Raw genomic sequence first — 16,714 nt, forward strand, 5'->3', positions numbered from 1 at the left:
AAAATATTTTAGGGAATAAAAGAGAGAAAAATTGTTTTACATGTAAAGATTATTATTGACATATGTTCATATTAAAAGATGGTACAATGTGATAGAATAAACAAAAGAAGAAAGGGAAAATCCCTTTTAGAGATGGTTGATAATACTCGCGTTATACGCTGCGCCAAAGCCGTTGTCGATGTTGACGACACTGACACCACTCGCACAGCTGTTGAGCATGGACAGAAGCGCTGCGATGCCTCCGAAACTAGCACCGTAGCCGACACTGGTGGGAACAGCGATGACGGGTTTATCGACCAAGCCTCCGATGACACTTGCAAGAGCTCCTTCCATGCCAGCGATGACGATGACCACTTTGGCGTTTTGGATGACCTCTAAGTGTGCAAACAGACGGTGAATTCCCGCCACGCCCACATCGACTATTTTTTTGACGTGATTGCCCAAGATGCGAGCTGTCTCATAGGCTTCTTCGACCACGTACAGATCGGACGTTCCTGCCGCGACAATGGCGATGTAACTGGGAGGTGGTGTCGTGATCTCGCGCTCGATGGTGATGGTTCGTCCCATCACATTGTACTTGGCTTCAGGTGCGATGCTTTGAACGGCTTGATACGCCGCTTCATTGGCGCGAGTGATGAGAATGTTATTGTCACGATCGAGCAATTTTTGGGTAATTTGAGCGATCTGATCGGGTGTTTTGCGCTCACCGTAAATCACTTCGGGATAGCCCAAACGAACTCCCCGATGATGGTCGATTTTGGCAAAGTCTAACTCTTCAAAGGGTTGTGCTTTGATCTTTTGGAGTGCGTCAGCAACGCTGACTTCGCCGTTTTGAACGGCTTCTAAAAGTTTTTCAATGCTTTGTCCACACATGGTTAGGCTCTCAAACTAAGTGATTCTGCAACAGAATTGTGTCGATAGCCTTCAAGATCAAGCGTTACATGTAAAAAGCCTAGCGACTTGAAATAAGCACACATTTCGCTCAATCGTTGGTCTTTTAAAAGATGAATTGCATGCGATTGTGGCATTTCAATCCTTGCCAAACCCTCTTCATAGCGCACGCGTATGTTGCCATAGCCTTGTTCTATCATGTAGCCCTCAGCCATTCCTACCATGCCCAGTGCTGTTTCATCGATCGTTTTACCGTAAGGAAACCGCGTCAACAAGCACGCATAGGAAGGTTTATCCCATGTGGAGAGCTCCATATCTTTGGAAAGGGCGCGTATCTCATCTTTGGTTAGACCTGCATCGAGAAGGGGTGTTTTGATGCCAAGCTCTCCTAGTGCCACACGACCAGGTCGGTACTCTTTGGTGTCATCGACATTGCTTCCCTCAGCGACAGCGCTGAAACCTTTTTGGTGTGCTACTTCAAGTAAAGAGGAGAAGAGGGCGTGTTTGCAGAGGTAACATCGGTTTTTTGGGTTCTCACGAATTGCTTCGATCCAAGGTTTTTCAACGACTTCATGACGTGCACCGATCTCATCGGCGATGCAAATCGCATCTTTAACTTCCCAATCCGCAATATACGGCGTTGAAGCCGTAATACCGATGGCTTTTTCACCCAAAACATCATGCGCCGCTTTGAGCAAAAAACTGCTGTCAACACCACCCGAAAAAGCGACCACAAGGCTGTCGTAAGAGCCGATAATTTCCACTAAACGTTCGTATTTTTTATACATTTTCTTTTCCCATCGCTAAAGTGACACTCTCATAGACCAATGCTATGGAGACATTATACTCACGTGCGGCTTTTTTGCACTCTTCGTATTCGGCTTTGTATTTCACGCGTTTTCCCTCAAAATAGGCACATTTAACGCTGATTTCACCGTAAGGCGTTTTTACATGTAAAACGTTACGCTCCAACGCAATTTTTTGAACCAACGAACGTCTAAGACCGATGGAGGTTGTCTCCGAAAAGATAATGCGCTTCGCCTCAGCCTCTTTGTCCAGACCGACTAAGACGCTGAGCTTCACGCCCATTCGGTTTTTCTTGGTCGTAATGGCGGTCGTATAGACATCTTTCACACCCAATTCAAACAGTCGCTCTTGCACATAAGAGAGTATTTCAGGGCTCATATCGTCTATATTTGTCTCTAAAATAACCTCTTCGTCCACGCTTTCATCTTCCTCACCTAAATAGACACGCAAAACATTGGGGATACTAAAATCCTTATGCCCGATGCCATACCCGATTTTCTCAATCACCAAAGAGGGTTTGGCTTCATACGCATTGACATTGGCTTTGAGAATGGCCGCACCGGTGGGTGTTGTTGTCTCAAAAGGAACGCGATTTAAGGTAACAGGTACGTTTTGAAGAATTTCCACTGTCGCAGGAGCAGGCACAGGAAGTGTGCCATGCGCGCAGGTGACAAACCCACCGCCTAGCTCAATTTTGGAAGCGATAATTTTCTTTACATGTAAAGCTTCTAAACAGATGGAAGCGCCCACAATATCGACGATAGAGTCAATCGCACCGACTTCGTGAAAACCAACGTCATAAGGCTCTTTACCGTGGATTTTCCCCTCCGCTAAAGCGACTGTCCAAAACATCTTTAAACTTCGCTCTTTGATGCTTTGAGCCAGCGTACTGGCATTGATGATCGCTTCGATACTTTTGAAAGTTCGATGTTCATGAGTATGCGGATGTGCGTGCCATTGAGGGGTGAGTTTGACCGTCACTTTGGTGCCGCTAATGCCCATTTTACTGGCTTTTTCAACCACCAATTCAAAGGCAGCATCCAAAGAGAGCTTGAAGAGTTCTTGCCTTAAATGCGCTTCATCGACACCCAAATCCAAGAGAGCTCCTAGATTCATATCGCCGCTGATACCGCTAAAGCAGTCGTAGTAGAGAACTCTCATATTTATCCTTGAACTTAATTACTCACAACTTTAGGAACGGTGATCGAACCAAAAGGAAGCACGATGATGCTTGCATTTTCACCTTTTTCTTTGATGGCATCCGCCAAAGCTACATGTAAATCATGATACGGTTTTAGATGCACCGCTTTCATCTCTTCATCGCTCAGTTCGCTGACCGCCCAACTTTGCGCCCAAAGGTTGATCTCTGCCATTTTAGCTGCTTTATGGTAGCCTAGTTTGTAACCACATTTGATTTTATTGAGCACTTCTTGTGGACAGTGGGCTGAACTCATCAGATTAAAGAATCCCTCTTCACCAATTCCTGTACGACACTTCGCAACCATAATGAGAATGCCTTTGTCTTTAAGCGCAAGTTTACCATTATCAAGTGCTTTTTGAGACTGATAGAGGTCAATGTCCATAGGATAGGGCGCGACAGAGATGACGATGTCTGCTTTTTGAGGGATATTCACACAAAAAACTTCATCGGCTTTATCAATCGCAGCGTAAAAGGAGTCACTCAAGTCACCTGCTGTTACGGCACAAATGTCATGATCGCTGTCCAAAACGGTCATAATCGCAAAGACATCAATGTGCGTTAACACTTTCATCGCGTCCATCATATCTTCATGCACAGGATTCCCTTTTAAAGAGAGTGCTTGAGCATTGGGATGAAGCGCTAAAAGGTGATTTTGCTCAATCGTCTCAAATGCTGCGACACCGGGTAAAAAGGCTTTGCGACCACCCGTATAGCCAGCAAAATAGTGCGGTTCTACAGAGCCGATCGCGCAGACTTTTTTCGCTTCGGCGACGATTTTATTGAGGTACATCTCTGTGCCATTGGTGGATTTTCCAAGATAAACCATCGCATCCTTGCGTGAGTCGTGGCTCCAGAGACGATTCTTTACATGTAAATCTTCATAGATCTCTTTGCCCAAGATAAAATGCCACTCTTCTTCGCTTGGCGCTCTATGACAGCCCGTTGCCACGATAAAATAAATATCTTTTTCTTTAATTTTCGGATAAATTCGTGCGAGCACTTTACGCGTTGGAGTAGGGCGCGTGCCATCATTGACAATGAAGACGATGCGCTCATCGGTATCGATAAAATGATCAAAACTCTCTTTGCCAAGAGGCTGAACAAGTGCTTCATCAAGTGCTTGATTGTAGTCAATTTTAGAAACACTATTGGGGTTATAAACACCCACCAGTTGTTTCTCGCTAATCTCTAATTCAAATGTTTCATCCCTGCCATAACCAACACTGACCTTCATTGGGCATCCTTCTTTTTTACTTAATTTTATTTATGCGTTTTCGCAAACAGATATATGTGATATTTTATCACCGTTTAGAACTCTGGAAAAATATTTATCGAAACGAGTGAATCCAAAAAAATCAAACACGTTTTAATAAAAATTTTCGATCAAAAAAAGATGCGAGAGCTAATGAGCCCTCACATCGTAACGCAAACTGTAACCTAAAATACTTCGTATTGTGCGCGACCAATTTTATAAAGATCGGCACCATACGTATCGTTGATAACGGTCAAAGGGAAGTCAACGACTTCGAGTCTACGAATCGCTTCAGGGCCTAGTTCTGGGTAGGCAATCACTTCAGCACTTTTGATTTGACGCGCAAGAAGTGCACCCGCACCACCCGTTGCACCAAAGTAAATGGCTTTAGAGTTAACACATGCATCAAGAACTTCTTGACTTCGTTTACCTTTACCAATCATACCTTTAAGACCTTGCTCATTGATAAGTTTTGGAGAGTAGGAATCCATTCTGTAAGAAGTTGTTGGACCCGCACTTCCGATTGGATCGCCCGGTTTTGGCGGCGTTGGTCCAACGAAATAAATCACCGCACCTTTCATGTCAAAAGGAAGGGCTTGACCTGCATCTAAAAGATCAACCAATTTTTTGTGTGCTGCGTCACGTGCTGTATAAACAACACCGGTTAAATAGACAATGTCGCCCGCTTTTAATGGTGTAATATCTGCGTCACTGAGTGGTGCTGTTAAATGATATGTTTTGCTCATGATAGTCTCCTTATAGCTTGATATGCATGTGACGTGAACTGTGGCATTGAACGTTAACGCTCACTGGCAAGCTCGCAATATGGCAAGGGTTTTTCTCGATGTGAACACCAAGAACCGTATTCGTTCCACCCATACCCATAGCACCGATACCTAAGTTGTTAAGAAGTACCATTAACTCTTCTTCCATTGATTCTAAAACAGGATCTGCATTTTTGCTTCCAAGCTCTCTGAAAAGTGCATGTTTAGAAGAAATTACCGCTTTTTCAAAGGTTCCACCAATACCAACACCCACAGTGAGTGGAGGACAAGGATTTGGACCAGCGTCTGAAATCACTTGTTTAACGTATTCGATAATACCTTTTCTTCCTTTTGCAGGAGGAAATACGGTTGCACGAGAGACGTTCTCAGAACCGCCACCTTTTGCAGCATACTCAATGTCTAAGCTATCGCCTTCAACAAGGTCGAAATGGATGATCGCAGGAAGGTTGTAACCGACTTCGTCTTTAAGGTTAGCACGTGTGTCCCAATGACAGGTAGACGCTCTTAAATAGCCCTCTTTATACCCTTGTTCTGTTCCCTCGTTGATCGCTTTTTTCAAGCTACCGCCAACCACTTTAACATCTTCGCCGACTTTGACAAAGAAGACGGCTAAGCCTGTATCTTGACACAAAGGTCTCTCTTCATTTTTGGCGATGTCTGCATTTTCCAAAATCTGCTTCAACACTTGTTTACAGACTTCACTTTTCTCATTTTTATAGGCATCTTCCAATGCTTTGTAAGCATCTTTTGGCAAGTTGGTTGCGCTGAAAAGGATCATATCCTTTACACTCTTGACGATCTCTTCGTACTTGATTTCTCTCATTTTACCTCTCCGAAAAAGTTGGTTTTTGGTTAAAACTGATTTTAAGCACTTAAAAAGTACCTGAAATCAATTTTATCATCTTCTACCCAAAATGATGGGGTAGAGGTGCTTAGTTGAGTTTACATTAAAAGGGGAGCACCTCTAGAGATCTTTACATGTAAAGATCTCCAAAAGCTTCTGCCCCAAATATCGGGGCAGAAAAGGGATTATGTTAGATCAAACCGTAAAGTTTTGCAAACAAGAAACCACAACAACATGCAGTCGTTACACCCACAAAGCCTGGTAAGATAAAGCTGTGATTGATAACGAATTTACCGATTTTAGTTGTACCGGCACGATCAAATGCAAGGGCTGCAATGTCGCTTGGGTAGGTTGGAAGAATCCAGTAACCATAAGCTGCCGCAGCAAACGCAGCGATCATACCTGGTGCTACACCCACTGCAAGAGCGATAGGAACCATAGCTGAAACAGCCGCTGCTTGTGAGTTGATGAGTTTAGAGATAAGGATCAAAACAATCGCATATGCCCATGGATAGACTTTTACAAGATCACCCATGCTTGCTTTAATATCTGCTGTGTGCGCACCAAACATTGTTGAAGTCATCCAAGCGATACCAAAAACAGCGATAACCGCAGTCATACCAGCTTTGAAAACGTCACTCTCAACAAGTGTTTTTGATTTAAGATCAGCGACGATATAGATAAGAGCTGCTGCTGCTAACATAAACATTTGGATAGCATCAACCATTGAAAGAGGTGTTAATTTACCTTTAATGGTAAAGGTTGGAACCAATGAAGGGAACATACCAAGGATGGCAATCAGTGCAATGGTACCAAGGAATAACCATACAGAAGCGTATTGTTTACCTGTAAATTCTTTACCGATTAAAGTAGCCGTTGAACCATAAACATATTTTTTAGCTTCAGGATCTTTGATAAGCTCTTGGAATTCAGGATCTTTATCCAAGTCTTTACCTCTGAACATACTGACAAAACCAACCACTAGAACACCGATCAATGCTGAAGGCATCGTAATTTGAAGGAGTTGAATCAAACCAAGATCTTGACCATTAACTAAAGGGTGTCCTTTCATAAGTGCGATCATAGAAACAACCGCAACCGATGCTGGAGAAATCATAATACCCATTTGAGCGGCAATTGTACTTGCTGCCATGGCACGTTCTGGTCTATTACCTGTTTTGATAGAGATATCATAGATAATAGGAAGCAATGTATAAACAACGTGACCTGTACCACAAAGGAAGGTTAAAACGATGGTTGTAAGCGGTGCCAAAATCGTAACATAACGAGGATGTTTTCTGAGTAATTTTTCCGCTTGTTGTAACATAACATCCAAACCACCAGACGCTTGAAGAGCCGCACCTGCACAGACGACAGAAAGCATAACGAGCATAACAGCAATCGGTGGCTTACCTGGTGCCAAACCAAAACCAAATACGAAAATAATAACACCAATACCGCCAATAAGACCGAGTGCTATACCACTTTTTCTTGCTGCAAAGAACAAGATAGCTAGTACTACAAGCAACTGTATCCAAAACATGCTTGACATGAAAACCCCTTTGAGATAATTTTTTATATTTTAACTTTAACTTAGAGCTAAAATATAATTTTCAGGTAGCATTATATTCTCCAATTTAGGATATAAATGAGACCTTTTTGCTAATATAACAAAAAAATAAGTCTGGAAACCCATGTTAAACTTAAAAATAATTATTATTTTATTTATTTACAGCTCTTTTTTATTTTCGAATGAAATTTTGCTGCTTCATTCCTATAACAAAGGACTCAAATGGAGTGATGGCATTTCGCGTGGTGTGGAAAACATTATGCAAAAGCATCCACAATATGAACTTACGACGGAGTATATGGATAGTAAAAAAATAGAATCAGACCATTACTTTGAAGAGCTCCTTGATCTTTATAAAAAGAAATTTAGAAATCGACGCTACAAAGCCGTCATCGTAGCCGATAACTATGCTTATGAATTTGCCCTTAAATATCAGCAAGAACTTTTTCCTAAAACGCCGATCATCTTTTGTGGTGTTGAGAACTTTAATCCCAAAGATATTAATGATACGATGAAGCCATATGTAACGGGTGTGGTAGAGTACAAAGATATACGTAAAAACCTCGAATTGATCTATCAACTCTTTCCTGCCATTAAAATGGTATACATTATAAGCGATGATGCGTACTCTTCTTTGGTGATCAAAGATCAGATTATTGATGAGTCCAATAATTTCCAAGATAAATTCCGTGTCGTGTTTGACAATCAGATCAATTTTGATGCAATTGACGATAAAATTGAAAAACTCCCGAAACACAGCGCCATTTTGTTTACCAGCTTTTATCGAGACATGAATGATAAGTATGTTCCGTATTACAAGCTCCAAGCCTTTTTCCAACGCTCGCCTTATCCTATCTTTGCACTCAATCATATCCATGTTGGCGAAGGTGTCATTGGCGGCTATATGGTCAATCCTTATGAACAAGGCATGCTTGCTGCTAAAAAAGCGTTTGAGCTGATTAATGGTAAAAAAACCAGTTCACTGCCTGTCGAAATACCAAAAGGTACCTACTTTTTTGATAATAATATTTTGCGAAAATTTGGTATTTCTCTTAACGATATTCCAACCCCCGCAGAAGTGCTTAATGGCGTTGAAAGCTTTTACGAAAAACACCGTAAATTTGTAGAGAATGCGTTTGCCCTGATGCCACTACTCCTTTTGCTTACAACGATTTTGGTTTTAAACATTATCAAACGTATTTCACTGGAAAAAGAGCTTCTGCGCCAGAATAAACTGGACTATGTTCTGCTTAACAACATCCAAAGTGCCATTTTTTGGAAAGCAAACGATGGTATTATCTTAGGATGTAATGATCTTTTATGCCATATTTTGGAGCATGAGAAGATTGATATTATTGGAAAACATGTACGTGACGTGATGCCAACCATTTGCGATGCGGTTCAAGAGGTGCCGCTTGATTGTCCTACGAGTGCTGAAATTGAGATGCACATTCCCTATAAAGATAAGATCATTTTCTCTGTTCGCAGAACCTATTATACGGATGAAAACAACCAAGAAGCAGGCGTTGTCACCATTCTTACGGATATTACCGAGAAAAAACGCATCGATACCGAACACAAGCGCCACGAGCAGTTTGTCATTCAACGCTCCAAACAATCCGAAGTAGGGGAGATGATCGCCAGCATTGCACACCAGTGGAAAACACCGTTGGTTGAGATCTCTGCGATTGCGCAAGAACTCATCTACAAACGGCGTAAAAAAGCATTGGATGAAGAAGATACCCAAAAATTTGTCGATGACATTATGACCCAAGTCAAATACATGTCCAATACCATCGATGATTTTAGACAATTCATCAAACCTTCATCGATGCAAACCGCCTTTGATGTCAGAGACGCGATCGATTCGCTTCTTGCCGTTGTCAACCATAATGTCAAATATAACTATATTACGATCCACATCGTCCAAAAACAGCAAGGAATACTCTTAGCTTTTGGTTACCCTAATGAATTTAAACAGTGCGTTTTAAACATCATTAATAATGCAAAAGATAGTATTGTGAAAAGAAGAGAGACACAAAGCATTGATGGTATTATTGACATTGAGCTTGATAGTGATGAAAACAACATCTATCTCTCCATCAGTGATGATGGTTGTGGAATTGAAAAAAGTAAACTCGAATCCATTTTTGATCCGTTTATGAGCACTAAAGCCAATGGCGATGGCTTTGGACTCTATATGGCACGTTTGATTATTGAAGATAAAATGGGCGGTAAAATTATCGCTAAACAAAAAAAGAGTGGCGCACAAATCTTTATCACCATTCAAAAAGCTAAAGGAGATGCATGAAGCTATTGGTCTTAGAGGACAATGAACGCTTAGCCAATCTGATTGTCGAAGCATTGGAGCAAAAAAAATACCATGTCGATCTTTTTAGTGATGGTAAACTAGCGCTTGAAGCCATTGACAATGGTTATGACTGCTTTATCCTAGACATCAACGTTCCAGGCATGGATGGGCTCAGCCTTCTCAAAGAGATTCGCAGTATGGATGATGCCACTCCAGCCATTATCATCAGCGCCAATGTTGAACTAGACACGATCCAAGAAGCATACAGCAAAGGATGCGATGAGTACCTCAAAAAACCGTTTTACATGTACGAATTAGAGACGAAGATAGAGCGGCTCTGTAAACCCAAAATTTGCCTTATTGCTTTGCCGGATGGTTTTACCTACTCCATGGAGCACGAACAGTTAGTCGATGGCAGTGGTGAAGAGGTTAAGCTTGCTAAAAAAGAGATTCTTCTGCTCAATCTTTTTACCAAGAACCTCAATAAAAACATCTCGTTTGAACGTATTGAGCAGTATGTTTGGGGTGGAGAACTTACCACCACAGAGAACATTCGAGCGTTAGTGAAGCGTTTACGCAAAAAACTCCCTGAAGACACCATCGAAAATCAAGGTGGCATCGGATACAGACTCAATTATGAACATTAAAGCCTTCTTTTCCACACGTGAACAACTGCTCTACTTGTTTGCAGCAGCCGTTCCGATCGCGTTTACCGCATGGAATTCACTTCTCAATAACTTTGCGATTGAATCCGCACAATTTGATGGTGAAAAGATCGGTCTGCTTCAAAGTATTCGTGAGGTTCCTGGACTTTTAGCCTTTAGTATCGTCTTTGTTTTGCTCATCTTTCGTCAGCAAAATGCAGCGTACCTTTCACTCTTTCTTTTAGGACTTGGTACGCTTTTAACGGGATTTTTTCCCACGACACTGGGGCTTTACACCACAACGCTGATTATGTCCGTTGGCTTTCACTACTTAGAAACGCTCAATAACTCGCTCAGTCTGCAATGGATCGACAGAAAAAATGCTCCCTCTTTTTTGGGTAAACTCTCAGCCATTCGCTCCTTTATTGGGCTTGCAACATTAGGCACTCTGTATGTGCTGATGAAATTTTTTGATGTCGGCTATATTGGTATTTACCTGCTCAGCGGTGGTATGACGATGTTTTTAGCCCTTGTCGCATGGCTCGGGTTTGAACATTTTAAAGACGATGTATTGCAAGAAACTAAACTCTTTATGCGCAAAAAATATTGGCTTTTTTACGTATTGACATTTTTAGCAGGGGCGCGTCGTCAAATTGTCGTTGTCTTTGCAGGCTTTTTACTCGTTGAAAAATTTCACTTTACGGTCGAAAACATGGTACTTTTGCTGATCACCAACACCGTGTTAAATATGATTTTTGCCCCTTATGCAGGTAAGCTGATTGAACGTTTTGGTGAAAAACTCTCCTTGCGCATCGAATATCTAAGCATTGTTCTCATTTTTATCCTGTATGGTTTGGTACAATCACAAACAATGGCGGTGTCACTTTACATTCTAGACAACCTCTTTTTTACGATTGCCATCGCCCTGAAGACCTATTTTCAAAAAATAGCCGATCCCAAAGATATTGCGATCACTTCAGGAGTGGGGTTTACGATTAACCATATTGCGGCGGTTTTTCTACCGTTTACCTTGGGTATTGTTTGGATTTATTCGCACAGCGCTGTCTTTTTTATAGGGGCTGCCATTGCAGTGGTTTCGTTTGTTTTGACATTTTTTATTGCAAAAAAGGAGCAGGGTTGCGTTTACATGTAAGCGAAGATTTTTTACAATTAGAGTACACTAAAGAGCTTAAAAACTACGATGAAGAACGCTATTTTGAAGAAGAGGGCAATGAAGCATTTGATGCACACTCTTTAAAACAGATGCAGATCATGATGACACGCATCGGCGAAGCAATGGAACTTGATGAGTACTCTTTGAAAAAACTTGAGGTTTTTTTGCGCACAGAGCTTCCATTTTTTGCGGTGACACGACGACTCGTTTTTCAATGGGTCACAAAGAATTTTTTATATTAATCTCATATAATCTCATTATAATGCTTCAAGCGTAAAGGATAGTAATGAAAAAAATTTATTTAATCAGACATGCAAAATCAAGCTGGAAAGATACAATCCTCAATGATTTTGAAAGACCCCTCAATAGTCGTGGTAAACGTGATGTTGTCTTTATGGGGAGACGTTTAAAGATGTTTAATGTACTGCCAGATATTATCTATGCCAGTCCTGCGAAAAGAGCGGAGAGAACGGCGAAAGAGCTCGCACGTGAGGTTGATTATGATAAGAAAAAAATTAAAAGTGTGGATTCCCTTTATGAAAGCTCATATGAGAAGTATCTTGAACTGATTCATGCGACCGATGACAAACATGAGTCCATTTTCATCATCGCACACAATCCTACCATTACAGAAGTAGGTGAACGCCTTAGCGGAGCCATTTTGAGCAATATCCCCACATGTGCGATTGTCTGCATCAGTTTTGATGTGCACAGCTTCAAAGAGATCTGCGAAGAGAGCGGTCACATCCTCTTTTTTGACTACCCCCAAAAACACCTCAAAGATTAAGCGGCTAGAGTCTCTTTTTCAAAAAGAGAATCAACCCAGCCATCGCTATGGCACAACTTGCCATAATCAGCGTTACCAAACTTGTACCATACGCAATATCACTAAAAGGCAGTCCTTGGCTGTTCATGCCAAAGTAGCCTGCCACAAAATGCAGGGGTAAAAAAATGCCTGAGAGAATCGTCAAAAGGTAGATCGTGCGGTTCATCTTTTCATTGCTACGACTGGTGTAGAAGTTGTATAAGTTGTTCAGTTTATCGGTTGCAAGAAGGGCAGAGCGATTGGTTCGTCCGATATGTTCGTGAATATCTTGAAAATGAATCGCTAGAAAATCCTCTGCTTTAAGATACGTCTCAATAAATTGACTCAGCACCTCATCGCCCAAGGTGAGTACTCTTTGAATGCGGCTTAGATCTTTTTTATTGGAAAGCTAATAGTGCATAAAGTTTGAAAAATTGGCATTATCGTACAGCGCCTCTTCCATCAAATCAATACTTTCGTGCATCGAAGCAACCAATTTCATGACATGATTGGTCTTTTCATTCAAAAATTCATACACGCGTTGCATCGTCTCAAAATTGACAAATTCAGCTTTTTGTTTATCGAAATAGTAGTACGATTCATGGTCAAACACAAACGCATGCGACTCCATTTTCAGGTGTTTTCCCTCTTTATAAGGAAGCACTAAAATCAAAATATCATACGCAGATTCTTCAATAAAAATAGAAGGATGCGTAGGATTTTTTATATCCGATAAGTGGAAACTGTCGACTTTTTCAAAAAGATTTTTCATTCCATACCATCCATTGTGTCAGCTGCAATTTTAAGACGTTCTTTATCGAAATGGGTATAAATACGCGACGTGTTCAAGTCTGCATGTCCAAGGGCTTCTTGCACCAAAATCAGGTCGTGATTTTTTTGGTAGAGCAAGGTTGCAAAGGTGTGGCGAAGCATGTGCGCACCGTTTTTCTCTTTGCGAATGCCCGCATGAAGCAGCATCTTCTCCATAATATAACTCACATACGCCTGCGTCAGAGGCTTACCCGTACGACTTTGGAACAACAGCATACTCTCAGAGCTTCGATACCCCATCCACTCTTCCAAATCATGCGCGATGTGTTCCACTTTGATCATCGCCGTTCGAGGCTTATTGCCTTTTCCACGAATCTGAAAGACAAAATACTCTCCATCTTTGACCATATCTTTGAGCCGCATCCCAAGCGCCTCGCTCACACGCATCCCCGTATAGATAATGAGTTTGATCAAAAGCCTGTTTTTGGCTTGAGCGTAAGGTTTGAACTCGGTCTCTTCGATCGCTTTGAAAAAACGGGAAAGCTCTTCTTTGAACATGTGCGCAGGCAATTTCTCACCTTTGCGCCCACCAAGCCCGCCCCAGTTTTTAAGCTCAATGCGAAATTGATACGAACTGCCAGTGTCATCTTCATTCTGTTTATCGATAAATTTAAAAAGCCCCAGCAATGCAATCCGGTAGTTCTTTTTCGTCGCATCGGAGAGGGAGCCTGTTTGAGAGGCTAAAAATTCGCTTAATAGCTCCTCATCGATCTCTTTTAAAGAGCCTAGCTTCATAGGAGTGAGGTAATGGTAAAACTTCTCCAAGGGATTGATAAAAAGGTTGATCCCAATCAACCCAATATTGCGTGCTTCCTTGGCAAGATTTTTAAGATCATCCATGCTTTCGCTTCCATGGTTGAGCGAACCGATAATAGCAGAGAGTTTAGCATTTTCTTCGACATGGCGGTTGGAAAGAGAGGTGAGTTTTGACTTGATAAAACGATCGAGCCAAAAAAGCAGGCTTTGCTCAACATTCTCTTTCACATCCACCTTGTAGCGCATCTTAGTTGGCTCGCTTGGCGTAAAATTCTGCTTTAAAAGCTTTAAAACGACCTTCAAGAATCGCTTGGCGCATCTGTTTCATCAATGTAAGGTAGTAATGCAAGTTGTGAATCGAAGCCAGTCTAAAGTAAGTGAGCTCTTTAGCGCGGAAAAGATGGTGCAGATAACCCCTTGAATAATGTTTACATGTAAAGCATTCACACTCAGGATCAAGCGGTGCCTCATCTCGTTGAAACTTGGCATTTTTGATGCTGATTTTTCCAAAGGAAGTGAAGAGTGAACCGTTGCGCGCGTTGCGTGTAGGCATCACACAATCAAACATATCCACCCCTCGCTCAACATTCTCTACCAAATCCTCAGGTGTTCCAACACCCATCAAATAACGAGGCTTGTCGGTTGGCATCAAAGGCGTTACAAACTCAACCGTTTCATACATCAGAGCATTGCTTTCACCCACACTCAGACCGCCAATGGCAAAACCATCAAAGGGTAGGGCACAAAGCTCATTTGCACTGATACGTCGAAACTCTTTATCGGTTCCTCCTTGAATGATCGCAAAGATATTTTGATGCAGACCAATCCCCTCAGACTGTTTTTGTTTATGATACGTTATGGCACGCTGTGCCCAATCGGTCGTGCGTTTGATGGAAAGCGCGATGCGCTCTTTGGTCGCAGGCAAAGCGACAAGATCGTCCAAGATCATCATAATGTCAGAGTTAAAGTTATACTGAATATCGAGCACCTTCTCAGGCGTAAAGTAGTGCGATGAGCCATCAATGTGGCTTTTAAACATAATGCCATTCACATCGGCTTTGGAGATGTCACTTAAGCTAAACGCTTGAAATCCACCGCTATCGGTTAAAAAACTATTCGGAAACTTGGTAAAGCCATGAAGCCCACCAAAATGTTTGATCACTTCATCATTCGGGCGCAGGTAAAGATGGTACGTATTGCCTAAAATAATTTGAGCTCCAAGCATTTCGCTCATATCAACAGCGTCTAAGCTTTTCACACTGCCCACCGTTCCAACGGGCATAAATACAGGGGTTTGGATGGTGCTGTGTGCCGTTTTTATCGTACAAGCACGAGCACTTCCATCGGTTTTATCTATCTGAAATTCCATTTTAGTTACAATATCCTCTCATATTTTAGGGAGTCGCTTACAATGAAAAAAATTTTGATCATCGCTGATGGCATTCTAGCAAAACAATTTTTAGAAAAGGTTATGGAAACCGAGGCTGGAGAGAATAGCTATACCATTGTGACCTATAAAGAAGAGACTTTACCTAAAAAGCGCCCTGAAAACTTTAAATTTTTTGAATTTGACCCAACCAGTTACGAAAAACTCGCCATCGTCCTCAATGAACAATTTTTCCAAGTGATGATTATGATGTCCAATGAACTCGATGTCAAAGCCACCTACACGAATATCAGACGCGTGGATGGCAAAGTGCGTATCGTGATTATGGACAGATGGGATTTAAAGATCGAAGATAAACGCCTTTTGATGCTCAACTCTCGCGAGATCCTCGCCTCTCGTTTTACTGACCACCTTCCAAACACGCCGATTGTCGCGCAAAACATCGGTCTGGGCATTGGCGAAATCATGGAAGTTTCCGTACCTGTGGGAAGCTCTTACGCGTACCGCCATCTTGCCTCCATCGAGCAGAGCAGGTGGAAAATCGCAGCGGTGTATCGCTCCAACACGCTCATTTTACCTCGTCCTGCGCTCATGCTTTTACCCAACGACCTTTTGTTGCTTGTGGGCGATCCTAAGGTGCTGCAGAGTGTCTTTAAAAGCATCAAGCGTGAGCTCGGTCAGTTTCCTTCACCGTTTGGTAGCAGTATCTACTGTTTGATCGACATGTTGCGCATGAGTGACAAAGAGATCGATGTACTTCTGAATGACGCACTGTTACTGCACTCAAAACTGAACAGCAATAAGTTACATGTAAAGATTATTAACCCGACCTATTCTAAAGCACTCGATAAGGTCAAAAGCTATAGCAACCACCACATCAACGTCATGATCGACTACTTTGAGACCAATCCACGTAAAGCACTCAGAGAGGATACCGAGAGCATGGATATTGGGTTGATTGTTGTGATGAACCGCTTTTTCCAAAAAAATAAACGCACTCTGTATAAAACCAAACTACCTATCTTCAAAATGGGAAAACAGGGCTTTGCAAGCCTCAACCAAGGCGTTGTGTTAAGCAATGACGCGCATGAAATCGAACAAGAGTCTTCCGTCATTTTTGACGTCGCAACCCAACTCTCACTCGATCTCAAACTCTACTCCTACAATCCTGACCATGAGAGTGAGAAAAACAGCCTTATTGAGCACTTTGATAACCTCTCTAAGATCTTTGGTCGCGAAGTCGATGTCATCCAAAGCGACAAAAACCCACTGGTAAAACTGCGTCACAAAGATAATATTTTGCAATTTTTACCGTTCAGTCCCAAAATTTTGGAAACCAATATCCTCTCGATTTTCTCAACCGATATGGAAAAATTACACTTTAAACTTGCCGACAATTACCAGCTATTCATCCCAATCAATGCATAATTAAGTGCTTTTTGAGTAAGATAGAAAT

At 41.8% G+C, this 16,714-nt stretch carries 17 protein-coding genes; 6 read left to right on the forward strand and 11 right to left on the reverse strand.

Annotation, left to right across the window (positions count from 1 at the left end; all coding sequences use genetic code 11):
• Positions 1-126 precede the first annotated feature (126 nt).
• The 7 genes from larB to SMUL_RS08345 all read right to left on the reverse strand — a co-directional run bounded on the left by larB (position 127) and on the right by SMUL_RS08345 (position 7,332).
• On the reverse strand, positions 127-873 hold the full coding sequence (gene larB, locus SMUL_RS08315; RefSeq protein ID WP_025344802.1) for a nickel pincer cofactor biosynthesis protein LarB: 747 nt from the start codon (positions 871-873) through the stop codon (positions 127-129).
• Between the two features lie 2 nt (positions 874-875).
• Positions 876-1,679 carry an ATP-dependent sacrificial sulfur transferase LarE gene (gene larE, locus SMUL_RS08320; RefSeq protein WP_025344803.1) on the reverse strand — a complete coding sequence of 268 codons (804 nt, stop codon included), beginning with the start codon at positions 1,677-1,679 and terminating at the stop codon, positions 876-878.
• Complete coding sequence (gene larC, locus SMUL_RS08325) at positions 1,672-2,859, reverse strand: nickel pincer cofactor biosynthesis protein LarC (protein ID WP_025344804.1); 1,188 nt, start codon at positions 2,857-2,859, stop codon at positions 1,672-1,674. Before larC ends, larE begins: the two co-directional genes overlap by 8 nt.
• 14 nt (positions 2,860-2,873) lie before the next feature.
• Entirely contained in the window at positions 2,874-4,133 is a 1,260-nt protein-coding gene (locus SMUL_RS08330) for a lactate racemase domain-containing protein (protein WP_025344805.1), read from the reverse strand.
• 203 nt (positions 4,134-4,336) lie between these two features.
• Complete coding sequence (locus SMUL_RS08335) at positions 4,337-4,897, reverse strand: Fe-S-containing hydro-lyase (RefSeq protein WP_025344806.1); 561 nt, start codon at positions 4,895-4,897, stop codon at positions 4,337-4,339.
• Between the two features lie 10 nt (positions 4,898-4,907).
• Positions 4,908-5,759 (reverse strand): fumarate hydratase, encoded by an 852-nt coding sequence (locus tag SMUL_RS08340; protein ID WP_025344807.1) that lies wholly within the window; start codon positions 5,757-5,759, stop codon positions 4,908-4,910.
• A 211-nt stretch (positions 5,760-5,970) separates the two neighbouring features.
• Complete coding sequence (locus SMUL_RS08345) at positions 5,971-7,332, reverse strand: anaerobic C4-dicarboxylate transporter (protein ID WP_025344808.1); 1,362 nt, start codon at positions 7,330-7,332, stop codon at positions 5,971-5,973.
• 142 nt (positions 7,333-7,474) lie between these two features.
• Between SMUL_RS08345 and SMUL_RS08350 the strand changes: the two genes are divergently transcribed.
• Genes SMUL_RS08350 through SMUL_RS08370 form a run of 5 tightly spaced genes read left to right on the forward strand, consistent with a single transcriptional unit; the run spans position 7,475 to position 12,266 of the window.
• Positions 7,475-9,661, forward strand: coding sequence for a sensor histidine kinase (locus SMUL_RS08350; protein ID WP_025344809.1), 2,187 nt, complete (start codon positions 7,475-7,477; stop codon positions 9,659-9,661).
• A complete protein-coding gene (locus SMUL_RS08355; protein ID WP_025344810.1) occupies positions 9,658-10,308 on the forward strand; it encodes a response regulator transcription factor in 651 nt (216 codons plus the stop codon). The genes SMUL_RS08350 and SMUL_RS08355 overlap by 4 nt, the downstream gene beginning before the upstream one ends.
• Positions 10,298-11,458: an MFS transporter gene (locus SMUL_RS08360; RefSeq protein ID WP_038533222.1), complete on the forward strand. Its 1,161-nt coding sequence runs from the start codon at positions 10,298-10,300 to the stop codon at positions 11,456-11,458. Before SMUL_RS08355 ends, SMUL_RS08360 begins: the two co-directional genes overlap by 11 nt.
• Complete coding sequence (locus SMUL_RS08365) at positions 11,443-11,721, forward strand: hypothetical protein (RefSeq protein WP_025344812.1); 279 nt, start codon at positions 11,443-11,445, stop codon at positions 11,719-11,721. Before SMUL_RS08360 ends, SMUL_RS08365 begins: the two co-directional genes overlap by 16 nt.
• 44 nt (positions 11,722-11,765) lie before the next feature.
• Positions 11,766-12,266, forward strand: coding sequence for a SixA phosphatase family protein (locus SMUL_RS08370; RefSeq protein ID WP_025344813.1), 501 nt, complete (start codon positions 11,766-11,768; stop codon positions 12,264-12,266).
• Positions 12,267-12,270: 4 nt separating this feature from the next.
• Here SMUL_RS08370 and SMUL_RS17440 read toward each other — a convergent pair whose 3' ends face one another.
• Genes SMUL_RS17440 through tgt form a run of 4 tightly spaced genes read right to left on the reverse strand, consistent with a single transcriptional unit; the run spans position 12,271 to position 15,240 of the window.
• Positions 12,271-12,648: a CorA family divalent cation transporter gene (locus SMUL_RS17440; protein ID WP_235674097.1), complete on the reverse strand. Its 378-nt coding sequence runs from the start codon at positions 12,646-12,648 to the stop codon at positions 12,271-12,273.
• A 45-nt stretch (positions 12,649-12,693) separates the two neighbouring features.
• The gene (locus SMUL_RS17445) at positions 12,694-13,056 is read right to left on the reverse strand and encodes a hypothetical protein (protein ID WP_223809687.1); all 363 of its coding nucleotides are present in this window, start codon (positions 13,054-13,056) and stop codon (positions 12,694-12,696) included.
• On the reverse strand, positions 13,053-14,117 hold the full coding sequence (locus SMUL_RS08380) for a tyrosine-type recombinase/integrase (protein ID WP_025344814.1): 1,065 nt from the start codon (positions 14,115-14,117) through the stop codon (positions 13,053-13,055). Before SMUL_RS08380 ends, SMUL_RS17445 begins: the two co-directional genes overlap by 4 nt.
• Position 14,118: 1 nt before the next feature.
• Positions 14,119-15,240, reverse strand: coding sequence for a tRNA guanosine(34) transglycosylase Tgt (gene tgt / locus SMUL_RS08385; protein WP_025344815.1), 1,122 nt, complete (start codon positions 15,238-15,240; stop codon positions 14,119-14,121).
• 42 nt (positions 15,241-15,282) lie between these two features.
• Between tgt and SMUL_RS08390 the strand changes: the two genes are divergently transcribed.
• Positions 15,283-16,686: a COG3400 family protein gene (locus SMUL_RS08390; protein WP_025344816.1), complete on the forward strand. Its 1,404-nt coding sequence runs from the start codon at positions 15,283-15,285 to the stop codon at positions 16,684-16,686.
• The last annotated feature ends 28 nt before the right edge of the window (positions 16,687-16,714 follow it).

This window comes from Sulfurospirillum multivorans DSM 12446 (genome assembly GCF_000568815.1).
In the GTDB taxonomy this organism is placed as follows: domain Bacteria; phylum Campylobacterota; class Campylobacteria; order Campylobacterales; family Sulfurospirillaceae; genus Sulfurospirillum; species Sulfurospirillum multivorans.

Coding starts and splice junctions, on each gene's coding strand:
- SMUL_RS08330 (WP_025344805.1), bottom strand. CDS start 4,133: ATGAAGGTCAGTGTTGGTTATGGCAGGGATGAAACATTTGAATTAGAG.
- SMUL_RS08335 (WP_025344806.1), bottom strand. CDS start 4,897: ATGAGCAAAACATATCATTTAACAGCACCACTCAGTGACGCAGATATT.
- SMUL_RS08380 (WP_025344814.1), bottom strand. CDS start 14,117: ATGCGCTACAAGGTGGATGTGAAAGAGAATGTTGAGCAAAGCCTGCTT.
- SMUL_RS08370 (WP_025344813.1), top strand. CDS start 11,766: ATGAAAAAAATTTATTTAATCAGACATGCAAAATCAAGCTGGAAAGAT.
- SMUL_RS17445 (WP_223809687.1), bottom strand. CDS start 13,056: ATGAAAAATCTTTTTGAAAAAGTCGACAGTTTCCACTTATCGGATATA.
- SMUL_RS08345 (WP_025344808.1), bottom strand. CDS start 7,332: ATGTCAAGCATGTTTTGGATACAGTTGCTTGTAGTACTAGCTATCTTG.
- tgt (WP_025344815.1), bottom strand. CDS start 15,240: ATGGAATTTCAGATAGATAAAACCGATGGAAGTGCTCGTGCTTGTACG.
- larB (WP_025344802.1), bottom strand. CDS start 873: ATGTGTGGACAAAGCATTGAAAAACTTTTAGAAGCCGTTCAAAACGGC.
- larC (WP_025344804.1), bottom strand. CDS start 2,859: ATGAGAGTTCTCTACTACGACTGCTTTAGCGGTATCAGCGGCGATATG.
- SMUL_RS08355 (WP_025344810.1), top strand. CDS start 9,658: ATGAAGCTATTGGTCTTAGAGGACAATGAACGCTTAGCCAATCTGATT.
- SMUL_RS08350 (WP_025344809.1), top strand. CDS start 7,475: ATGTTAAACTTAAAAATAATTATTATTTTATTTATTTACAGCTCTTTT.
- larE (WP_025344803.1), bottom strand. CDS start 1,679: ATGTATAAAAAATACGAACGTTTAGTGGAAATTATCGGCTCTTACGAC.
- SMUL_RS08390 (WP_025344816.1), top strand. CDS start 15,283: ATGAAAAAAATTTTGATCATCGCTGATGGCATTCTAGCAAAACAATTT.
- SMUL_RS08340 (WP_025344807.1), bottom strand. CDS start 5,759: ATGAGAGAAATCAAGTACGAAGAGATCGTCAAGAGTGTAAAGGATATG.
- SMUL_RS08360 (WP_038533222.1), top strand. CDS start 10,298: ATGAACATTAAAGCCTTCTTTTCCACACGTGAACAACTGCTCTACTTG.